General features: G+C 53.3%; 18 protein-coding genes and 1 pseudogene. 10 read left to right on the top strand and 9 right to left on the bottom strand.

Translation table 11 applies throughout. The features are described 5' to 3' along the window. Positions 1 to 104: 104 nt before the first annotated feature. The 3 genes from C1N59_RS12190 (at position 105) to C1N59_RS12180 (ending at position 2,279) form a co-directional block, all read left to right on the top strand. On the top strand, positions 105 to 377 hold the full coding sequence (locus tag C1N59_RS12190; RefSeq protein ID WP_394549601.1) for a hypothetical protein: 273 nt from the start codon (positions 105 to 107) through the stop codon (positions 375 to 377). Between the two features lie 497 nt (positions 378 to 874). Continuing rightward, positions 875 to 1,345, top strand: a complete 471-nt coding sequence (locus tag C1N59_RS12185) for a DUF1203 domain-containing protein (protein WP_110267633.1) — start codon at positions 875 to 877, stop codon at positions 1,343 to 1,345. Between the two features lie 37 nt (positions 1,346 to 1,382). After that, positions 1,383 to 2,279, top strand: coding sequence for a DMT family transporter (locus tag C1N59_RS12180; RefSeq protein WP_394549600.1), 897 nt, complete (start codon positions 1,383 to 1,385; stop codon positions 2,277 to 2,279). A 151-nt stretch (positions 2,280 to 2,430) separates the two neighbouring features. On the opposite strand, the gene C1N59_RS12175 is transcribed toward C1N59_RS12180, so the two are convergent. Continuing rightward, a complete protein-coding gene (locus C1N59_RS12175) occupies positions 2,431 to 3,027 on the bottom strand; it encodes a TetR/AcrR family transcriptional regulator (RefSeq protein WP_394549599.1) in 597 nt (198 codons plus the stop codon). 53 nt (positions 3,028 to 3,080) lie between these two features. Between C1N59_RS12175 and C1N59_RS12170 the strand changes: the two genes are divergently transcribed. Next, positions 3,081 to 3,977 carry a DMT family transporter gene (locus tag C1N59_RS12170; protein WP_394549598.1) on the top strand — a complete coding sequence of 299 codons (897 nt, stop codon included), beginning with the start codon at positions 3,081 to 3,083 and terminating at the stop codon, positions 3,975 to 3,977. A gap of 193 nt (positions 3,978 to 4,170) precedes the next feature. Here C1N59_RS12170 and C1N59_RS12165 read toward each other — a convergent pair whose 3' ends face one another. Further along, positions 4,171 to 5,004 (bottom strand): oxidoreductase, encoded by an 834-nt coding sequence (locus C1N59_RS12165; RefSeq protein ID WP_394549596.1) that lies wholly within the window; start codon positions 5,002 to 5,004, stop codon positions 4,171 to 4,173. Positions 5,005 to 5,106: 102 nt separating this feature from the next. On the opposite strand from C1N59_RS12165, the gene C1N59_RS12160 reads away from it, so the two are divergent. Beyond that, positions 5,107 to 6,027: an AraC family transcriptional regulator gene (locus C1N59_RS12160; protein WP_394549595.1), complete on the top strand. Its 921-nt coding sequence runs from the start codon at positions 5,107 to 5,109 to the stop codon at positions 6,025 to 6,027. Between the two features lie 86 nt (positions 6,028 to 6,113). Here the strand turns inward: C1N59_RS12160 and C1N59_RS12155 are convergent, their stop codons facing one another. Then, complete coding sequence (locus C1N59_RS12155) at positions 6,114 to 6,665, bottom strand: GNAT family N-acetyltransferase (RefSeq protein ID WP_033738408.1); 552 nt, start codon at positions 6,663 to 6,665, stop codon at positions 6,114 to 6,116. Between the two features lie 309 nt (positions 6,666 to 6,974). Here C1N59_RS12155 and C1N59_RS12150 point away from each other — a divergent pair, with 309 nt between their 5' ends. Further along, positions 6,975 to 7,550: a YceI family protein gene (locus C1N59_RS12150; protein WP_054633978.1), complete on the top strand. Its 576-nt coding sequence runs from the start codon at positions 6,975 to 6,977 to the stop codon at positions 7,548 to 7,550. 28 nt (positions 7,551 to 7,578) lie between these two features. Here the strand turns inward: C1N59_RS12150 and C1N59_RS12145 are convergent, their stop codons facing one another. The 4 genes and pseudogenes from C1N59_RS12145 to C1N59_RS12130 all read right to left on the bottom strand — a co-directional run. After that, positions 7,579 to 8,385 carry an anti-sigma factor family protein gene (locus tag C1N59_RS12145; RefSeq protein ID WP_394549594.1) on the bottom strand — a complete coding sequence of 269 codons (807 nt, stop codon included), beginning with the start codon at positions 8,383 to 8,385 and terminating at the stop codon, positions 7,579 to 7,581. Next, positions 8,382 to 8,939 carry a sigma-70 family RNA polymerase sigma factor gene (locus tag C1N59_RS12140; RefSeq protein WP_394550846.1) on the bottom strand — a complete coding sequence of 186 codons (558 nt, stop codon included), beginning with the start codon at positions 8,937 to 8,939 and terminating at the stop codon, positions 8,382 to 8,384. The genes C1N59_RS12145 and C1N59_RS12140 overlap by 4 nt, the downstream gene beginning before the upstream one ends. Then, on the bottom strand, positions 8,920 to 9,471 hold the full coding sequence (locus tag C1N59_RS12135; protein WP_054633976.1) for a tetratricopeptide repeat protein: 552 nt from the start codon (positions 9,469 to 9,471) through the stop codon (positions 8,920 to 8,922). Before C1N59_RS12135 ends, C1N59_RS12140 begins: the two co-directional genes overlap by 20 nt. A 30-nt stretch (positions 9,472 to 9,501) precedes the next feature. Then, positions 9,502 to 10,070, bottom strand: a pseudogene (locus tag C1N59_RS12130) (cytochrome b); the annotation flags it as partial. A gap of 220 nt (positions 10,071 to 10,290) precedes the next feature. Between C1N59_RS12130 and C1N59_RS12125 the strand changes: the two are divergent. The 4 genes from C1N59_RS12125 to C1N59_RS12110 all read left to right on the top strand — a co-directional run bounded on the left by C1N59_RS12125 (position 10,291) and on the right by C1N59_RS12110 (position 13,547). Next, the gene (locus tag C1N59_RS12125) at positions 10,291 to 11,259 is read left to right on the top strand and encodes a D-2-hydroxyacid dehydrogenase family protein (RefSeq protein ID WP_394549593.1); all 969 of its coding nucleotides are present in this window, start codon (positions 10,291 to 10,293) and stop codon (positions 11,257 to 11,259) included. Between the two features lie 318 nt (positions 11,260 to 11,577). Next, positions 11,578 to 11,907: a DHCW motif cupin fold protein gene (locus tag C1N59_RS12120; RefSeq protein ID WP_283787112.1), complete on the top strand. Its 330-nt coding sequence runs from the start codon at positions 11,578 to 11,580 to the stop codon at positions 11,905 to 11,907. Positions 11,908 to 12,132: 225 nt separating this feature from the next. After that, positions 12,133 to 12,588, top strand: a complete 456-nt coding sequence (locus C1N59_RS12115) for a GNAT family N-acetyltransferase (protein ID WP_394549591.1) — start codon at positions 12,133 to 12,135, stop codon at positions 12,586 to 12,588. 392 nt (positions 12,589 to 12,980) lie between these two features. After that, a complete protein-coding gene (locus C1N59_RS12110) occupies positions 12,981 to 13,547 on the top strand; it encodes a hypothetical protein (protein ID WP_054633972.1) in 567 nt (188 codons plus the stop codon). 777 nt (positions 13,548 to 14,324) lie between these two features. Here the strand turns inward: C1N59_RS12110 and C1N59_RS12105 are convergent. After that, complete coding sequence (locus tag C1N59_RS12105; protein ID WP_133745163.1) at positions 14,325 to 14,630, bottom strand: hypothetical protein; 306 nt, start codon at positions 14,628 to 14,630, stop codon at positions 14,325 to 14,327. 19 nt (positions 14,631 to 14,649) lie between these two features. Next, positions 14,650 to 16,194, bottom strand: coding sequence for a methyl-accepting chemotaxis protein (locus C1N59_RS12100; RefSeq protein WP_394549589.1), 1,545 nt, complete (start codon positions 16,192 to 16,194; stop codon positions 14,650 to 14,652). Between the last annotated feature and the right edge of the window lie 576 nt (positions 16,195 to 16,770).

The raw sequence follows: 16,770 nt of genomic DNA, 5'->3' as shown, positions 1-16,770 counted from the left end.
GCGTGCCTACTGTGTTTCTGAAGGTTTTATGATGATGTTTCTGGATTCGCTGAGCGCTGTCAGAGCCATCAGCATTCTGTTTACTTTAGCTGAGAGGAATCGTTATGCCTGTATCTGTCATGAAATCTGCCGTTAAAACCGCAGCGTTAGCCGCAGTCTTACTGGCTGGCCTGCAGGGCGCTACGTTTGCAAAAGAGCTGCCTTCCCGCGCGATGCCTGGGCTCGATTCAGTCAAAGATACGTCTGCTCAAAAAACCGATGTCTCGACCAGTGAAAGCGCGGTTAAACTGGCTGCGTGGCATCACCATCTGGAAATTAACCCAGGTTGTAATGATCCTTCTTCAGGTCTGGGTTGTACTGACGATGACAACGCATAACGCATAAAATCTGCAGGCACCCTTTACCATTGTGGTGTCTGCACCCTTTAAAAAAATTCAGCCTGCTTTACCCTGCGTTCATCTCATCGCATCAACTGCGCCTTTGTCAGTTCATGGAGGATTTTTGCGTGTTCAAACAAATTCAGGATGTCAGCTGACCGTACCGACAATGCGTTTTCATACTCCAGGGGGATTACCACGCTTTCGACCTGGCGGACAGTAGCAATCACTGTGAGCCTGCAAAGCGGCTGCCTGCACTTGATGATGTCGTTTGTGATGCGTCAGGTTACCGACCGGCTGACCGAGCCGACCTGTGAGTGGCTTGTAGCAGACACATGCGTTTGAATGCCAGCATTCCCTCTGATTTCTTCGCCTTTTACCACGGCTTTAACGTAACCCTTTCTCAATCCTGTATGCAGTATTTCCCTGTCCGAAAACAGCGAGCAGTTCCCGTCAATAAAAAGGTACTGTCATTCTGACCAACACGGGAGGCGAAAATGAACTACAAAATTTCGGGGCTTGATGCGGGACAGTTCGTCCATCTTTTTGGCCAGGACGAACACTATTTAACTTTCCACGGTGCTGTAAGAGTCAAGGTCGAGAGTTGCCCGGGGTATCCCGACAGAATCTCGCTGCGCGATATTCCTGCCGGTGAAACAGCGATTCTGATCAACCATACCTATCAGCCCGCAAATACACCTTACCATGGCTCTCATGCCATCTATCTGTGGGAGGGATGTACGGAGCAGGGCATATATCTCAATAACATACCGGAAGTGATGATCCACAGACTTCTTTCCCTCAGAGCCTATAGTGAAAACCATCTCATGGTAAAAGCTGAAATCTGTCAGGGCAATGCAGCGGAACAATGGCTGAATCATTTTTTCGACGATCCTGCCGTAAGTTATATTCATTTCCACTACGCAAAACGGGGATGTTTCGCCTGTCTTGCCGAACGTGTTCTGTAAATGAGCATGCCGTTTGGGATCGGTCAGGAAAAACCAGATGAAGATTTCTGATGTTGTCAGGCTTATTTTACTGGCCGCGGTGTGGGGTTCAAGTTTTCTGTTTATGAGAATAGCCGTGCCCGCCTTTGGATCCATTAACGTGGCTTTTTTACGCGTACTATTAGGATTTACGGGTCTTGCCGCCGTCGTCCTGTTCAACAGGCAATTACAGACATTCAATGGGAAACTGAGGGCAAAGCTGGTGCTCGGCATCATCAATTCCGGCCTTCCTTTTCTGATGTACTGTATTGCGGCGAGATGGCTCCCGACGGGCTACTCCGCACTGTTTAACGCGACAGCGCCGATGATGGGAGCACTTATCGGCTACTGCTTTTTTGGGGAAGTCATCACCGTAAGAAAATTGATCGGAATATTAACGGGTCTGGCGGGAATAATGCTTATAAGCAGTCCTGCTTTCTCTGGTTTAGGCGGAATGTTTATAGCAGGCGCGCTGGCCTGTCTGGTGGCGACAACCTGTTACGGACTTACGGGTTATCTTACCAGACGATGGATTACCGAGCGGGGAGGGCTCGATCCGCTTCTGGTCGCACCTGGAAGTCAGGCTGGGGCATCCGTTTTTCTGTTCCCCTTTTTTGGCTGGAACCTGTTTTCAGCAGGTACCGTTAACGGGTTTCAGCCCTGGGTATGGAGCAGCGTAGTCGCGCTGGGCTTAATCTGTACTGCGCTGGCGTACATTTTGTATTTCAGGCTTATTGCAGATACGGGGCCTCTGAAATCTCTTACGGTCACATTTATTATCCCTCCCTTTGCCTGCTTGTGGGGCTATCTTGCGCTTGACGAGAAAATTGGAGAGAAATTTATTGCAGGCGCCTGCCTCATCGGCATTGCGGTCTGGATGGTGGCGTATTCGGGCAGAAAGAGGCAGACCTCATAACGGGAATATTTCTGCAATGCCGTACAAAGTGCCTGGCGGCGTAAACCGGCTTTTACCGCAAGGTGCCTTTTGTGAGAGTCCGTCCTGTATCAGGCCCGGCGATGCGGTTAGCCATACTATCCCGTCAGCCGTTTTGACGGACTGTAATGCTTTAAACAGCGTCAGGTTCAGCAAAAAGAAGGTCTGGTAGCGTTTGCATCAAGAAAGCATAAGGAGAAAGGCTACGTTCTATGCGAATACGGATCATTACGCCTTCATAACTGTGAATAACCAGCCTTGCCGCGCTTTCCGGAGACATGCGTGGCGATAATGTCTGAGACTGCTGAGCGTCAGTAAAGATGTTAATCAGATCGCGCTCCCAGGCGCTAAAAATTGCCAGCAGCTTCTGACGCATTTTTTCACTGTGTACAGCGCCCGTCTGCCCTATAATTCCTGCCAGACAGCCGCCTGCTTCGGGTTCACGCTCAATATATTCCCTGTGTCCGCTCAGCCAGTTTATCAGACGCTGGCGGGGAACAAGCGCTGTATTCAGCAGTGTATTTTCCCGGAGTGCGTCAAACGTCTTGATATAGACGTCAAGGGCGGCACAGGCAAATTCTTCTTTGCTGGAGAAGAGATTATAAAATGATCCTTTAGGCATTCCTGCTTCACCAAGAATAGTGGTAATACCACTACCTTCATATCCTTCCCTCATGAAAACCCTTACACCGGCATTTAAAAGACGTTTGCGCGTATCACTCTTTGTCATAATAATTAGACCGTTCTACTTTTTTTTAAAACTATAGCGAACAAGGATAAGCGATGCCACTGTTTAAAACCGCCAGCAGGCACAGTCTGGGGATAAGCATGGTGTGCCTTTCAGCCGTCATGTGGAGTTCAGCAGGTTTCTTCGTGAGAATGCTCGATATGAACACGTGGGCAATGGTCGCATGGCGGTCACTGTTTGCTTTTCTGTCACTGGTTCTTCTGCTGGCGCTGGGTGGGTATTTGCGCCGTTTTGCATTTCGTCATGATATGGGTATAAAAGGTCTGATCGCGGCTGCCGTCATGGCGGTTTCTATGTTTTGTTACGTAGCGGCATTGAAACTCACCAGTGTTGCTGGTGTGATGACGGTTTATGCCACCATTCCCTTTTTTGCCATGGGGCTGGGCTGGCTGATACAGAAGAAAAAAATAACAAAGCGCGCGCTTATCTCGGCGGCACTGAGTCTCGTGGGGGTCATTGTTATGGCGACCTCTGCCTCAGGTACGGGCGATATGGCGGGTAACGCACTGGCACTCATGATGACGGCCGGTTTTGCCGCCAGCATCGTGATGTCCGGGACATGGCCGGATATGAATCTGCCGGCAGTTACGGCACTGGCGTGCGCACTCTGCGGTGCATTCTGTTTTATAATGATGCCGCAGGGCCTTCCACTTCCCGGTTTACATGACATGGTATGGTTATGTGCTTTTGCGCTGGCCACGCAGAGTCTGAGTTATCTCCTTTTCATGGCAGGTAGTCGGTATATTAACCCCGCTGAAGCCAGCCTTATTGCGCAAACTGATATTGTGTTGGGGCCTTTATGGGTCTGGATCTTCTTCAGTGAATTACCGCCCGGCAATACATTACTGGGCGGGGCAATAACCTTCATTGCGGTAACGGGTTACCTTGCAGGTGAGTATTACCTGAAGACAAGAGCAGCTTCGAAAAACTAATCGTTTTCGTATTTAACAGCGCCTCATTTTGGATTCCAGGTCTGATTCTGGCACAAAGCTACAGAACAATATCAACGCCCGGGAATAATGGAAATTACCTTCACTCCCGGGTAACCCCTTTATCATACGCACCATCCATCTGTGATGGCTGACCGTTTCAACAGCCATCACAGGGATGTATTTCAGCAACGAATTAGCCATCTGTTGAAAGTGTCAGGGATTCCCATTGTTCGATTTCATGATGCAAAGCGGCGAGCTTTTGCCGCACCAACGTTAATGCATCACTGCCTAACAACAAGTGCGTGGGTGGGCTCTGGCTTTCAATCAACGTCAGGATGGCCTGCGCTGCTTTTACGGGATCGCCGGGCTGGTTTCCGCTTTTTTCCTGGCGCGCCTGGCGAATGGGGTCAAATAACGCGTCGTAGTCCGGAAGGGTGCGGGCACTGCGTGACATTGAGCGACCGGCCCAGTCGGTGCGAAACGAGCCGGGTGCGACCGCGGTGACTTTTACATTAAACGGGGCCAGTTCCTTACCTAAGGTTTCTGATATGCCTTCCAGCGCAAATTTGCTGCCGCAGTAATAGCTGATACCGGGCAGGGTGATAAAACCGCCCATTGACGTGATATTGATGATGTGGCCGCAGCGTCGCTGACGCATCTCTGGCAGGACGGCTTTTATCATCGCCACTGCGCCAAGCACATTTACGTCAAACTGGCGGCGCATTTCTTCCAGCGAAGATTCTTCCAGAATGCCTTCATGACCATAACCCGCATTGTTCACCAGAACATCAACAGGACCAACGGTAGCGACTATCTCCTTAACGGTCTCAGCAATTCGCTCAACGTCTGTCACGTCAAGCAGGCGACCAAATGCCCGCTGCGCATCAAGCGCTTCAAATGCCTGTAATGCGTCAGGGTTGCGCACGGTTCCAATAACCCGATGGCCCGCAAGCAGGGCTTCCTTCGCCAGGGCATGACCAAAGCCACTACTCACACCGGTGATAAAAATCGTTTTTGCAGATGTCATAATTTATTCCCATGCAGTAAAAGCTGCATGATATTCTCTGCACCAATGGATTTTCAGGCCATATCTTCTGGTTTTATTGCCTGATTTTATGAGGGTGCGATAATGTCCGACATGATTACACGGGTAAAAACACTGGCCGTTCAGGAAGGGTACAACCTTACTGCGCTGCCCGATGTGAGAATTTTGCGCGCCAACCGCCCGCTTGCCAGAACCCCTGTGCTCTATGATCCCGGCCTTGTCATTGTCTGCCAGGGCCGTAAACGCGGTTATTTCGGTCAAAAGACCTATCTGTACGATGAACAGCACTATCTTGCCGTCTCAGTCCCCGTGCCCTTTACCATGGAAACTGACGCATCGGCAGACCATCCGCTACTGGCTATATATATTCATCTGGATTTTCAGCTTGCTGCGGAACTGATGCTGCAGATTGAGCAGCATGGTGCACCGCAACTTTCCGCCGCGCCTGAGAGCATGATGTCGAGCCCGATGGATGACACGATAAAAACGGCTGTGTTACGTGTGCTTGACGTGCTGGAGAATCCCGCAGAAGCCGCCATTCTGGGGCACGGGAGGATGCGCGAACTCTATTTTCGTGTATTAACCGGCGCGCAGGGCAACGCAATGCGCGCGGCGCTGGCTTTACAAGGTCAGTTCGGCAAAATCGGCAAAGCCTTACGGCGTATCCATGCCACTTATGCTGATCCTTTAACGCTTACGCAACTGGCGGCGGAAAGCGGTATGAGCGTGCCGACCTTTCATCACCACTTTAAAGCCATAACCCAGCTGCCGCCGATGCAGTATGTAAAATCAGTTCGCCTGCATCAGGCGCGAATGCTGATGGTCCGTCAGCAGCTCACTGCCGCCGCCGCGAGCTACGCCGTTGGCTACGAGAGCCCGTCGCAATTTAATCGTGAGTTCAAACGGCTGTTTGGCCTGCCACCGGCAGAAGAGATAAAGCGTATGCAACGTAATTTCGCCTTTCCGCCTTTGCAGCAAAACTCTGCATTTGTGTCATCGCACTGAAGCTGTGATGGCATCGCTGACGAGATGCAAAATGAGCAGGTAGAAAACCGCTCTTTTTCTGATTTATCACTCATATTTAAGCCGTGCTAATACCGGTAGATAACCGTATCATCAATCCGCCCCAGACTATCGAGGCGTTCGTTAACCAGTCTGGCTTCGGGTTTGAAACCGCACTTTAACGCAACAGACTGACTGCGTACGTTACGTCCTGCCGTACGAATTTCGATTCGCTTTGCCTGAAAAAAATCGGCGGCCATGTTTGTGACCAGCTTACAAGCTTCAGACATAATGCCTTTACCCCACATATCAGTGGCGAGCCAGTAGCCGATTTCATAATAAGGAATCGCGCGATTCCTGATAAATAAGCTAATACAGCCTGAGAGGTCATCTGACTGACGATCAATGATTAAAAACTTATATTCAACGTTGTCATTCAGGAAATTCCCGGCCGCCTCCGCCATATTTTTCTCAACAGCATTCAGAGAGTGAAAACCGGGAGACCAGAGCAGGAATTCATGATGAAGGGAACTAAATGCATTCAGTTTTTGCTGCATTTCTTCCGTACGACTCATGTCCGGGGCGATCAGATAAAAGGTTTCATGCTGCCGAAAATTAAGGGGAATATCATCCAGGTACATAACTCATCTCCTGAACTCAGATTAATTTTCTTTCTTATCACAAGCGATGAAGATCTGCATCCGCTTCAGATAACAGGTTGGGCAACCTCCACGCCGGACACCGCGCCAACAACTCCGCTCCCAGCGGAAAGACGCTCGCGCATCGCCAAAAACCACCGCACTATCCTGCATCCACCTCATATAACCGTGCCGCTTCCCCATCCAAATGCGATCTCCGGCCTCACGAATGTTATATAACTGTAAGTATCAATCGAATAACGTTGTCACCTGGCGCGTTAACGCGTTATCTGTTTACTGGAGAAGCCTGCTATGACGCGCGCTGTTTCTTTTTTGGTTGCTGGAGTGCTGCTGAGTCCGTTCGCCCATGCGGCCCCGCTTTACTACACGATTTCCACGCCTGACACGGCAATAGGGCTGTCATGGCGTGCCTTTGGCGGGATGTCGCATGCGAAACTGACGGGTGTGACCGGCGAGGTGACGCTGAACCCGGCGAATGAGCTGGATAATCATGTCCGGGTCACCATTCCGGTTTCCACGCTAATCGCCTCAAACAATCTGCTGACCTATCAGCTTAAAAGCAGCATGTTTTTTGATGCGCCGCGCTATCCCAATATCGTCTTCACCAGCACCCGCATCGTGGCGCGCGGCAACGGTAAATACCGGCTTTTTGGTGCGTTAGCGGTGAAGGACGTCCAGCGACCGGTGATCCTTGACGCGACGATGGAAGAGCATGATCGCACCGCAGAGACTGGCGACAGGATCTCGCTGCATGCGATGACCACGATCTCGCGCTCGGCCTACCATATGGATCGCTTTACCTCGCTGGTGGATGACAGGGTAACCATTACTATCGATATTCAGGCAGAGGCCAGCCATGTCCCCTGAACGCGCCTGGCTAACTGCCGCGTGGTGGTCAGGCGTTAAGCGCGGTTTTCAGGGCACTGGCGCTGGCGGATAATTCCCCGGCCGGATTGCGGCCAATCAGAACAAACTGGTAGCCGCGGTGATGCCACCACACCAGGCGCATATCATGGCGCTGTTCGCGCTCAAGCCCGGTTGAAGTCGGATGCGCATCGGGGGAAATGCACAGCGCCATCGGGCCATATTCCGCATGGATCCAGGCAATCTGCGCAATTGACGTACTGTCATAGCGTAGCATGCGCACCATTTTTAACTCTGCGTCGGGCAGCGTGAGCTGCTGCGTATGCAGATGCAGACCGATATCCTGTGCCGTGCGGGCCAGGCCATGCTGCAAGGCGGCAGGGGAGTTATCGGCATCCAGCAGGGTTTCTGCGCTGTAGAGCGACATGTACTGCGCTTCAAGATCGCGAATCTTCTCACTCTCACTCAGCGCGGTTTTGCCGGGGCGCGCCAGATAACCCAGCCCCGAGCCGATCAGCAGAAAACTCAGCGAGGCGGCGATCAGTGAACGACGACTGACGCCCGTAGTGGACGTCATTTTGGGTTCAGGCGCGGGGGGAGCTGAGAGTGCATCCAGCTGGCGCCGCATGTTGGCTTCCGGGGCTTTGTCCAGTAACGGCGCAAAGGCCGCCTCAAAGTCGAGCTGGCTTTTCATCAGTTCATCAATGCGATCAGCCAGATCAGAATCCGTCTCCAGCAGCGCTTCGAGCCTGCGCGCGTCAGCCGGATCCATCTCGCCATCCAGCCAGGCGACCAGGGCTTCGTCGCTGTACGGAGGCGTAAATTGCGACGTGTTCATGAGCGTTTCTCCTTTGCGGCATCCCTATCATCAAACGACTTGGCCAGCGCCGAACGCGCGGTGGCCAGCCTGCTCATGATGGTGCCGACAGGCACGGCCAGCGTCTCTGCGGCTTCCTGATAGGTAAAGCCTTCTACATAAACCAGAAACACGGTATTACGCTGGGCTTCCGGTAGCGCACTGACGCGCTGCATGATTTTCTGAAAATGCAGGCGTTTTTCATCACGTTCCTGCGCGTCCGGGGCCAGCAGTTCGTCACTGTCAACAAAGCCCTGTCCCAGCCGCACGCGGCGGGCGCGCAGATCAGAAATCCAGATGGAGTGAAGGATCGTGAACAGCCAGCGATCGATGCGCGTGCCGGGCGTATACTGCGCGCTCTTTTCGAGCGCGCGAACGCAGGTCGACTGTACCAGCTCTTCGGCAACGTCGTGGTTTCGGGACAGCACCAAGCCGTAGCGCCACAGGCGCGTCAGATGGGCAGCAAGCTGCTGACGAACTTCGCTGGTCGTAATATCACTGTCCTCGCATTGCGTATCAGGATTCCGGATGGCCAGCAATGGCGGCCTGCAAATCACGATACTCCTCGCAGCCCGTTCCGCACAGGCGGGCGAGAGTATTTAACTGCGCTTTCGCCAGGTCGGGACGACCTTTAATCAGCCACGCTTCACCGAGATATTCGCGTACTTTGGCATAGCGTGGATTGAGCGCCAGCGAACGCTGATAATACCCGATACCTTCATCGGTTCGCCCGAGTTTTCGGGTGGCATAGCCGCGGTAATTCCAGGCCTCGGCGGTGTCAGGCTGTTTCAGCTTGTCCAGCAGCGTCAGCGCGGCCTGGTACTCGCCTTTTTTCGCCAGATGATAGGCATAACGGGTTTTGTCTTCGTCAGTCAGACGCGCCGATTTATCGGGGACGCACTGTTTACGCTTGCTGTCATAAACCTGCCCATGCGGACAGTCCGGGATCGTACTGTTGGTGCTGTCATCCCCTGCGGCCAGCGCGGGTGCGGTGTGGATAACCAGCAGCAGCGCCGGAACCCATAGTTTACGGCCTGTATTATGCAGTATCGATGCAATGTTTTTCATAGCAGAGCTCCAGTTAGCGGAACGGGCGAACGGGCGAACGGGCAGCATGCGACGCAGCACGTTATCGCGGAAAACAAAGTGATGAAGCAGGTCGGCAGGGCATGAAACGCGGCCAGAACGATCAGCGTCCAGGCGATGGTGTTATGCCATTCCCTCAATGAATGTTTAAACAGGGCATCGACATGGACCCGCCGGCTTAGCTCAAAGAGGCCGAAAAAGTGAAACGGCTCCTGCTGTGCCCAGCGGAACAGAAAACCCAATACAACCTGCGTGAACAGCAACAGGCAGCGCGCGCCGTGCACGCAGTGAGACAGAATGGATGCCGGACGGGATATCGACGCAGCAGGCAGGGCATAACGCGGCGAGCATTGACTCATCACCCGCCAGACCGGACGAACCACCATCACCAGCGCCAGCAAAATACCGCAGGAAATGTGCACTGACTGTAAGCCTTTCCTGAGCGGTGTGTCGCGCTCCAGCCATTGCCAGATGTGGGCGCTGGCGAATAAAAAGAGGAGGCTGGCGGCGGTGATCCAGTGCAGCGCCAGAGTCAGCCGGTCATCGTGCTGTCGGGGTTTTACGGGTTGAGCATGAATCATGACGTGGGTTCTCTCGTTCAGATTTCTGCTGAGTAAACGTGCGTCCTGCGATTTCTATTCACTCTTTTTTTCGCAACCCATTGGCAGGATCCGCCTTGCTCAAAAGCATGGACAGAATGCGGCGAAGTCGATTGACGAAACCCTGTTGGTGTTTTAATGATGTAAGACTGCTTACAGGCGGCAGTGAAAAGCGAATCCGACTCTTGAGGCGCGCGTAACGATGACGATACCGGTATGTATTCCCGACGATTATCAACTGGCTACGGCAGGACTGGACTGCCTGAAACGCCATCCGGCCTTTCACTGTACCGCCGTTGGGGATATCCATTGCGATCCCGCCGCCGCTGAAGCGCTGGCAAGTGCTCAGGCCCTGATCCTGATTCGCGAGCGCACCACCATTGACGAGGCGTTTTTACAGCGTACGCCCCAACTGAAGCTGATCAGCCAGACCGGCAAGATCGCCCGCAATATCGATCTTGCAGCCTGTTCCCGGGCTGGCGTGGCGGTGGTGGAAGGCGTGGGTTCGCCCGTTGCGCCGGCAGAGCTGACATGGCTGTTAATCATGGCGGCCCGCAGGAAGTTCGTACAGGCCGTTAACGCCATGCGTGCCGGACACTGGCAGGCAGAACTGGGGCAGGGTGTACACAAACAGACGTTAGGGATTCTGGGCTATGGCAAAATCGGCAAGCGCATTGCGGCTTACGCCCGCGCGTTTGGCATGCAGGTGCAGATTTGGGGCAGCGATCGCGCCCGACAGGAAGCGCAGCAAGAAGGCTTAATCGTGCCAGCCAGCCGTGAGGCGTTTTTTGCCACCAGCGATGTGATAACTGTTCATCAGCGCCTGGTGGCCGCCACCGAGGGCAACATCACGCTGAGCGACCTGGTGCAGATGAAGCCCGATGCGTTGTTTGTGAACACCAGCCGGGCAGAGCTGGTGGCAGAGGGCGCCCTGCTGAGCGCGCTCCGGCAGGGCCGTCCAGGATTTGCCGCGCTGGATGTCTTTGAGGCAGAGCCCCTTTACGATCCGGCGCATCCAGTGTTATCGATGCCCAACGTACTTTGCACGCCCCACATCGGCTATGTTGAAAAGGACAGTTACACGCTTTATTTCAGCACCGCGTTTGACAATGTGGTGCGTTTTTTCCAGGGTGACACAAGCCACGTGATCAACCCTGAGGCGCTGGATTAAACGCAATTTGCTGCGCTAAACCGTTACGTGGACGCAGTGTCAATACGTACGGGTGTTCAGGGAAAAGATAACACGTTTAAGAAAGCTAAACAGAAAGCCGGAAAATGATAAAGCCATCCGCTGATCCGTTTAACTATCGCCAGGTTTGTCATCGAGTCCACTCGTATTCACGGCTCACATACCCGAGCGCAGAGGGTAGGAAATGGTTTAATGGCCTGAAGCTGAAGCGTCGCGTTTACTGAGCCAGCCGTTATCTGCCTGCTCCGCTTTAAATACCCCAGGTGACGTCACTCACCCTCGCGAATAAGGCATAAAAAAATGAAGATGGAAAATATCCCTTTTGGCATAACCGACTGGTCACAGATCGAGGAAGAACGCCATGAAGGTGAATGCGGCTTCGCGCTCTGGCGTGTGGCAAAGTTTGGCGCTATCCGGGTCAGAATGGTTGAGTACTCTCCGGGTTATGTCGCCGATCACTGGTGTTTAAAAGGTCACATTCTTCTGTGCCTGAAAGGCGAAATGACCACGGAACTGGACGATGGACGAGTGTTTGTCCTGACGCCTGGCGTGAGCTATCAGGTGGCGGACAATGCCGAAGCGCATCGCTCGACGACAACGCAGGGCGCAACGCTGTTTATCGTTGATTGAAGGGAGGTAGGGTGACTTTCTTGTTGTACGCCAGTAAAGGGGGAAGCGCGTTTTTTAAACGTGAGACCGGTTGTTGTAATAATGCGCCAGAATCCGGCATGGAGCACGACAGGTGATGCCCTGCGTCATTAAATAAGGCCTGTTCATGTGCTGAGTCAGACAAACAATATAAACAGGTCTGAAATATCGTGATGATTTCATCAGACGAAAATGAAAAGGACTATCATGTTCTACCTTTCAGAAATAAATAAAGATGACGCTGCGTTAGCCTGCCTGATAAGTGAACTTGATGCGTTTCAACGCGCGCTTTATCCTGCAGAAAGTCATCATTGCCTGGACCTTTGCACCATCAGTAATAAGAAACTGCGCTGCGTCATTGCGCGGGATGCTAATGGGCTGCCCGCTGGTTGTGGCACTTTACTTCTTCAGGACGGCAACGTAGGCGAAATTAAACGGGTTTACATTCGTCCAGAATATCGGGGACGCCAACTCGGCGAGCAAATTCTGGCCTCACTTGAAAAATTCGCGTCAGAGAACAGCTGTTATCAGCTACGCCTTGAAACCGGCATTCATCAACAGCCCGCTATAGCGCTGTATCGTCGCTGCGGCTACAGGCTTTGTGAGGCTTTCCCTCCCTATATCAGCGATCCTTTAAGCGTGTATATGTGCAAGGACCTGTAGAAGTACGGCTTACACTTCATCTCTCCGCTTTTATAACGCGCGGTGACATCTTGAGCGTTTGTCGAGGGAGCTGCGTTGCAACTGAGGGTAAATAATTCAGGAAAGACGGTGCAGTAACCGGTTTGTAACCCCGTCATGTTTGCCTGTAAAGGCGGTCGTTTCCCTCTGCCAGGGTAACGTCTGCTGCTCTGGCACTGTTTCTAATACAAGGTTCGCGAGGAAGGTGTCGCTTGTCTGACGCATGAATGTTTGCGCGGTGGCAGAAGCGGACGTTTCTGACCTGCTTATGTAGTTGTTTGGGGCGCGCAGTCCTGCTCATCCTGTCCCGGTTGCCTTGCTCACCCTCGCTCTGCGTCTATGCTTTTTCATTTAAGCTTTACAGGTAAAGTAAAATGCTTCCTTCTTCCGATCCTCAGATGTTGCTGCTGCTCTACTTTATTTTGCCTGTCTGGCTTATTGCTGGGTTTGCGGACTGGCTTTGTCACAGAGCCACTGATATCGAAACCACCACCGGTCTGAAAGAAACCTATATTCATATTCTGATGTTTCTGGAGATGGGCCTGCCCTTACTCGCGGCCCTCTTTTTAGAGGTAAACGCGTTAGTCATTGCGTTTATGATAGTGCTGTTTTTCTGCCATGAGGCGACAGCGCTGTGGGATGTGACTTATGCTGTGACCGCCAGGCGGGTCTCACCGGTTGAGCAGCATGTGCACAGTTTTTTGGAAATGCTACCTTTAGTGGCGCTTCTGCTGGTGGTTTCCCGTCACTGGCCGCAGTTTTTGGCACTGTTTGGTTTCGGTGAAGAATCTGCACGATTTGAACTTAAACTCAGAGCAGACCCGTTGCCAGGCCACTATATCGTGGCTGTACTTACAGGAATAGTGGTGCTTGAATTGCTGCCTTACCTTGAAGAGTACTGGCGCGGCAAAAAAGCAAAACAGCGCACACGAAACATCTGACCTGCCATCTGATACATCAGTCGTCCTGATGCCCTAAGCGGCGTCCGCTCAGACGCTTAAAGCCGTCATTTGTTTAATCCTGCCTTGTCGGTATCCGAGGTGCCGATAAGCGTGGCGCAACCGTTATGACGCTGACGTGTTTCGTTGCGCTTCAGGGAGGATTTCACTGAGGTTCGTGTGGGGTGCAGACAAGAGTGGGAAGACACAATGTAAGGAAGATGAGCAGCAATGCGCGCGCTTTGTGTTTGAAAAATGCCCGGCCAGCACGGGAGTCAAGGTGCTCATACCGTTATTGATGACGATGCCGCACGGAGTCTTGATGTAGTCAAATCTGGAAGCGTAATGCGCCCACAGGGAGGGATTCACATGCTGGTGCTGTACAGCGGGGGCAGGCGCCTGGCGCAAGCAGAGACAATGCCGTGTCATCGTCAGCCACGGCAGGCTTCGGTGTACCCGACTGTCAGCGAATGCTGCCGGTCCGGAAATGGCGACTAACGCAAATGATAAGAATAGTCCGCCCGGTGAGCCGGTAATGTCTGTTTATTCAGTCCGGTCCAGGGCGTCTTCTGACCGTGAAGAAACACGCTACAGGATCGGACAGGCCGGAGGCAGGGAAGGGCAGGGAAAGTCAGGTGCGGGGGCTGTCTGGCAGACATTATGCCTGTAAAAAAAAGCCCGTCGGCATAAACGCGACGGGCCAGCCCGAAGGCGATAAGTATCTTTCTGACAACAACCACATCACATCAGAGTTAACTCGCACTTCATGACAGGCATATTTCAGCCCGCGTCAGGTTTCGGCTTCTCCGTTGTTTCTTTTGCGGCCTGACGGGAAAGACAGTGAATAAAGTTTCCCAGTATGGCGACTGAACTGACGATACCCAGCAGATCTGCCGTGAGCAGCAAATCAGTACGCGCCAGGCGATCAATAAGACCGGACTGTGCCAGAAAGGGCTCAATGTCCTTAACCATTCGCAGCAGATGATGGAGATTGTTGGCAAAGGTATCCGGGCTGCTGTAGTCACCGCTTTTCAGTTGCGTAAAAAGTACATCAACATCTGCTTTTAGTCTCAGGACGAGAGTCATGTACTCGATGTCATCCTTTTCAGACACGGAATGCCTCCACCATGCCGCGCAGGGCGTGCGCCTGCTCAGAGAGGGAGCGGGATGCCGACGATGACTCCTCGACCAGCGCCGCGTTGTTCTGCGTTACGCCGTCCATCTGGCTCACCGCCACGCTGACCTGCGAAATCCCCTGCATCTGCTCCGACGAGGCCAGCGCAATCGTGTCCATGGATTCGGCCAGTTCACCGACCATATCTACGATTTTCAGGATGCTCTGCCCGGTGCCAGTGGCAACCTCCACGCCGCTGTCCACCTGGCTCACGGCCTGTTCAATCAGGGCCTTGATGTCCTTCGCTGCCGTGGCGCTGCGCTGCGCCAGCGTACGGACCTCACCGGCCACCACGGCGAAGCCGCGACCTTCCTCCCCGGCGCGCGCCGCTTCAACGGCGGCGTTCAGCGCCAGGATATTGGTCTGGAACGCGATGCTCTCAATCACCGATGTAATATCCCGGACTTTCAGCGCACTTGCCTGAATGTTATGCATCGTCTCCGTCATGTCAGTGACCTTTGCCTTGTCGGCGTCGACCGTGCGCGCGGTTTCGCGGGCGGACTCCGCAGTCTGCTGCGCACCGGCAGTGTTGCTCTTCACCGTGGCGGTCAGCTGCTCCATGCTGGCGGCGGTTTCCTGCAGCGCGGCGGCCTGTTCTTCGGTGCGGGAAGAGAGTTCGGTGTTCCCCTGAGCAATTTCGTCGGCGGCCAGGGCCACGGAGGCGGCGGCATCCTTGATCTGCGACACCAAGCCGCGCAGGTTGGCCTGCATGCTGTCCAGCGAGGCCAGCAGGCTGGTTGTGTCGTTGCGGCGAAGGACGACGGGGGTGGTCAGGTCACCTGCGGCGATGCTGGCAGCCAGCGTCTGCGCCTGTGCGGGTTCACCGCCCAGCTGACGCATCAGCAGCCGGGTAATGAAAACACCGGTGCCTGCCGCAACAAGCACGGATGCGACAGCGAGCAACATCAGGATGAGTGAGGCATGTGCGATGGCGGCACTGTTTTGTTCTCCGGATGTGACGCTAACCTTCTTCTGTATTTTTACCAGGTCAGTAAGGGCGCTGAGCATCCTGTCCTGAACCGGATTGACCTCTTTTGCAAGATAGGCAATAAAGGCCTTGTCCTGATTGGCGAGTCCGAGCTGTCTGGCATTTTCAAAAACGGTAAAAAAAGCGTTCTGAGCGTCGTTCAGTCTTTTCAGCGCTTCCTGACCCGCTGGCGTTGAGTCTGCTTCCATGATCTGATGCATTTCTGCAAGGCTGGTCAGAAAGTCGGCTTTACTCTTCTGCATAAGTACATCAGCAGGTTTCATGTCTTCAGGAGCGCTGAGCAGGCCGAGTGTCCTCACCGAGATGGCCATGTCTTTCAGTTCACTGAGCATGAGGGTGGCAAGCTGGCTTTTTTTCATTTTGTAACGAACAACATCATCCAGGCTTTCACGCGCTTTAATCAGGGCATGAAGCGCAGTGCCAGTACATATGGCAGACAGGAGGATAAGAAGGCCGAAACCGGCGGCAAGGCGGGTGGAAATTTTCATGCGCTCTCTCTTTTAAGTTGTTATTTTGCTGTGTTTTTAGTTACTAACCACAATTTACTATCGGCACACCGCTCCGCTTGCTCCACACTAGTTTTGTTAAATTAATATTTCACTTTCCATCCGCAGCCGTCCGACACAGGACTGAGCGGACGTCGCTGGGCGGCGTGCTTTAGCGGATCACGCCTTCGCCTGATACTGTGCTCTTTAACCCTTCTGCGTTCGTTTTCCGGGGAATGAACCCTCTCTGTACGTTAATGCCTGTGCCACATTTGGCGCGTCGAAAATGTTGGCGCACTGTAGGCTGAGCGCTGTCCTGCTCCCCGCCAGCATCTGACAGGCTGTCTGGCCGGACACCGGAAGGTTAAGCGTGCGTCCGAAGCGGGCGGCAGCCTGGCTGGAGTTCATGGACAGACGAGAGGAGGGCGCAGTGCATAAATTCGGCAGAAGCGGCTGGCAATGCTATCAGCAGGCGCGTCGCCTGATTAACATCTTTGCTGACGCTCAGCAGACTGCAAACTTTCGCCACCTATGTCTGCGCAAAACGCGGCAGTGTGGGGTAGTCACCGTTATAAGGGA

Source organism: Pantoea sp. SGAir0183, assembly GCF_043545505.1.
The sequence above is the reverse complement of the archived record's forward strand: the minus strand, read 5'-3'. Positions and strand labels throughout refer to the sequence as shown.

Excerpts from the sequence above, each read along its gene's own strand:
- C1N59_RS12190 (WP_394549601.1), top strand. The coding sequence starts at position 105 with ATGCCTGTATCTGTCATGAAATCTGCCGTTAAAACCGCAGCGTTAGCC.
- C1N59_RS12185 (WP_110267633.1), top strand. The coding sequence starts at position 875 with ATGAACTACAAAATTTCGGGGCTTGATGCGGGACAGTTCGTCCATCTT.
- C1N59_RS12180 (WP_394549600.1), top strand. The coding sequence starts at position 1,383 with ATGAAGATTTCTGATGTTGTCAGGCTTATTTTACTGGCCGCGGTGTGG.
- C1N59_RS12175 (WP_394549599.1), bottom strand. The coding sequence starts at position 3,027 with ATGACAAAGAGTGATACGCGCAAACGTCTTTTAAATGCCGGTGTAAGG.
- C1N59_RS12170 (WP_394549598.1), top strand. The coding sequence starts at position 3,081 with ATGCCACTGTTTAAAACCGCCAGCAGGCACAGTCTGGGGATAAGCATG.
- C1N59_RS12165 (WP_394549596.1), bottom strand. The coding sequence starts at position 5,004 with ATGACATCTGCAAAAACGATTTTTATCACCGGTGTGAGTAGTGGCTTT.
- C1N59_RS12160 (WP_394549595.1), top strand. The coding sequence starts at position 5,107 with ATGTCCGACATGATTACACGGGTAAAAACACTGGCCGTTCAGGAAGGG.
- C1N59_RS12155 (WP_033738408.1), bottom strand. The coding sequence starts at position 6,665 with ATGTACCTGGATGATATTCCCCTTAATTTTCGGCAGCATGAAACCTTT.
- C1N59_RS12150 (WP_054633978.1), top strand. The coding sequence starts at position 6,975 with ATGACGCGCGCTGTTTCTTTTTTGGTTGCTGGAGTGCTGCTGAGTCCG.
- C1N59_RS12145 (WP_394549594.1), bottom strand. The coding sequence starts at position 8,385 with ATGAACACGTCGCAATTTACGCCTCCGTACAGCGACGAAGCCCTGGTC.
- C1N59_RS12135 (WP_054633976.1), bottom strand. The coding sequence starts at position 9,471 with ATGAAAAACATTGCATCGATACTGCATAATACAGGCCGTAAACTATGG.
- C1N59_RS12125 (WP_394549593.1), top strand. The coding sequence starts at position 10,291 with ATGACGATACCGGTATGTATTCCCGACGATTATCAACTGGCTACGGCA.
- C1N59_RS12120 (WP_283787112.1), top strand. The coding sequence starts at position 11,578 with ATGAAGATGGAAAATATCCCTTTTGGCATAACCGACTGGTCACAGATC.
- C1N59_RS12115 (WP_394549591.1), top strand. The coding sequence starts at position 12,133 with ATGTTCTACCTTTCAGAAATAAATAAAGATGACGCTGCGTTAGCCTGC.
- C1N59_RS12110 (WP_054633972.1), top strand. The coding sequence starts at position 12,981 with ATGCTTCCTTCTTCCGATCCTCAGATGTTGCTGCTGCTCTACTTTATT.
- C1N59_RS12105 (WP_133745163.1), bottom strand. The coding sequence starts at position 14,630 with ATGACTCTCGTCCTGAGACTAAAAGCAGATGTTGATGTACTTTTTACG.
- C1N59_RS12100 (WP_394549589.1), bottom strand. The coding sequence starts at position 16,194 with ATGAAAATTTCCACCCGCCTTGCCGCCGGTTTCGGCCTTCTTATCCTC.